4 protein-coding genes are annotated in these 2303 nt (G+C 71.1%); all 4 read left to right on the top strand.

What is annotated here, in order from left to right; all coding sequences use genetic code 11:
• The coding region (locus ACTHJJ_RS05910; RefSeq protein ID WP_440302009.1) for an LLM class flavin-dependent oxidoreductase at nt 1-573 on the top strand (573 nt) is incomplete at its 5' end.
• Nucleotides 574-861: 288 nt separating this feature from the next.
• A complete protein-coding gene (locus ACTHJJ_RS05905; RefSeq protein WP_440302008.1) occupies nt 862-996 on the top strand; it encodes a hypothetical protein in 135 nt (44 codons plus the stop codon).
• 3 nt (nt 997-999) lie between these two features.
• Complete coding sequence (locus tag ACTHJJ_RS05900; RefSeq protein WP_440302007.1) at nt 1000-1311, top strand: MarR family winged helix-turn-helix transcriptional regulator; 312 nt, start codon at nt 1000-1002, stop codon at nt 1309-1311.
• Nucleotides 1312-1317: 6 nt separating this feature from the next.
• The coding region (locus ACTHJJ_RS05895) for an MFS transporter (RefSeq protein WP_440302006.1) at nt 1318-2303 on the top strand (986 nt) is incomplete at its 3' end.

The raw sequence follows: 2303 nt of genomic DNA, 5'->3' as shown, positions 1-2303 counted from the left end.
CCCGGTGGCGGCGCGCGGTTCCACCGGCTCGCGGACCAGCGCGAGGACATCACGGGTATGTGGGCGACGCCACGCGGGTCGCTCTACTCCCACCCCGGGGTGCACTACCCCGTCGCCGGCTCCCCCGCACTCGCCAAGCCGGTCCAGGACGGCGGCGTGCCCATCATCATCGGCGGTGGTGGCCGACGTCGCACTCCTGCCCTTGCCGCCCGGTATGCCGCCGAGTTCAACGCCGCCTTCCGGCTCCGGGACGAGACGGCCCGGTTGTTCGCCGGGGCCCGCGCGGCCTGCGAGCGGATGGACCGGGACCCGTTGTCGTTGACGCTGTCGGCCGCGCAGGTCGTGTGCCTGGGCCGCGACGAGGCGACGGTGCGCCGACGGGCCGCAGCGATCGGGCGGGACGTGGACGAGCTGCGCGCGAACGGGCTCACCGGGACGCCGGACGAGGTGGTCGCCAAGCTCCGGTCGTTCGCCGACCTCGGCGCGGACCGGATCTACCTGCAGGTCCTCGACCTCGCTGACCTCGACCACCTCAGCGACATCGCCGAGACGGTCCTGCCGCACGTCGCCTGACCCGGCATCCCCCACCGCTGGGGAGCGCATCCCGCACGCACCGCCGCTCAGCGCCATCCCCAGCCTGTCCCTGGCCCCCTGCTGCCCTTGAGGAAGCTGGGGGCCCGCTGCTGCTCCTCACGCAGCAGGGGGCCCGCTGCTGAGTGGGGAGCAGCAGGTCGTCAGGGCTACAGCCCGTTGGCGTCGCTAGCCCCTTGCCCCCCTGAGCGGGGCAGGGGGCCAGGGCCGTGATCCTCATCTATGAGACGCGGGACACTTACATAGTTTTTCTATGTAAACTAGGAACTCGTGACCAGCCGACAGAGTGCAGCGAACGACCTCCTCAGGGCCGCCGCGCGCCTCAACCGGTGGGCCAGTCAGGCGGCCGCCTTCGAGGTCCCCTACGCGCAGGCCCGGCTTCTCGCCCTCATCGACGAGATGTAGCCGGTGCGGATCAGCGCCCTCGCCGACGCCGACCACAGCAGCCAGCCGACCGTCACCACCCAGGTGCAGCGGATGGAGACCGCCGGCTGGGTGCGGCGCGATGTCGACCCGGACGACGCGCGGGCGACCCTCGTCACCCTCACCAGGGCCGGCGCGCACGCCCTCGGCGACGTCCGAGCCGCCCGCGCCCGGGTACTCGACCCCGCCCTCGACCGCCTCGATGGCGACGCCCTCGAGCGGATCCGGGTCGCCGTCGCCGTCATGACCGAACTGCTCGAGCTCGCCTCGACCGAACCTCCTCGAAAGGACTCCTGACCCCATATGTGGCGCCAATCCAAGACCGTCTGGTCCGTCGCCTTCGCCTGCGTGATCTCCTTCATGGGGATCGGCCTCGTCGACCCGATCCTCAAGCCGATCGCCGATGAGCTGGGCGCCGGGCCGTCCCAGGTGTCGCTCCTCTTCACCAGCTACATGGCCGTCATGGGCATCGCGATGCTTGGCACGGGCTGGGTCTCCAGCCGCATCGGCGCCAAGCGCGCGCTCATGCTCGGGCTCGTCCTCATCATCGCCGGCTCCGCCTTCGCCGGAATGCAGGACACCGTCGGCGGCATCGTCGCCTTCCGCGCACTGTGGGGACTCGGCAACGCCCTCTTCATCGCCACCGCCCTCTCGACGATCGTCAGCGCGGCGTCCGGCTCGGTCGGGCAGGCGATCATCCTCTACGAGGCGGCGCTCGGCGTCGGCATCGCGGCCGGGCCGCTCCTGGGTGGCTGGCTCGGCGGGATGTCGTGGCGGGCACCGTTCTTCGGCGTCGCGGTCCTCATGCTCATCGCCCTCGTCGCCACCACGGTCACCCTGCCCGCCACCGAGCGGGCAGCGCAGCCCTCGTCGATCCTCGCCCCGATCCGGGCTCTGGCGCACCGCGGCCTGCTGACCGTGGGCATCACCGCGCTGCTCTACAACTTCGGGTTCTTCACGCTGCTTGCCTTCACCCCGTTCCCGCTGGACATGGGTGCACAGGCGATCGGATTCATCTTCTTCGGCTGGGGCGTCCTGCTCGCCGTGACGTCCGTCTTCGTCGCACCGGCCCTCCAGCGCCGGATCGGGACGCTGCCCGGCGTCGTGATCGCGCTCGTCGGCTTCGCCGTCGTGCTCGCCGTCATGGGCTTCGGCGCCCACACCAAGGCCGTCCTCGTCGTCGGCGTCATCCTCGCCGGTGCCTTCCTCGGCATCAACAACACCCTCATCACCGAGACGGTCATGAAGGTCTCCCCCGTCGAGCGGCCCGTCGCGTCAGCGGCATACAG

It is taken from the genome of Intrasporangium sp. (genome assembly GCF_051961875.1).
Classification (GTDB): Bacteria; Actinomycetota; Actinomycetes; order Actinomycetales; family Dermatophilaceae; genus Intrasporangium_A.
Note: the sequence above shows the minus strand (reverse complement) of the source record. Positions and strands in the feature narration are given on the sequence as shown.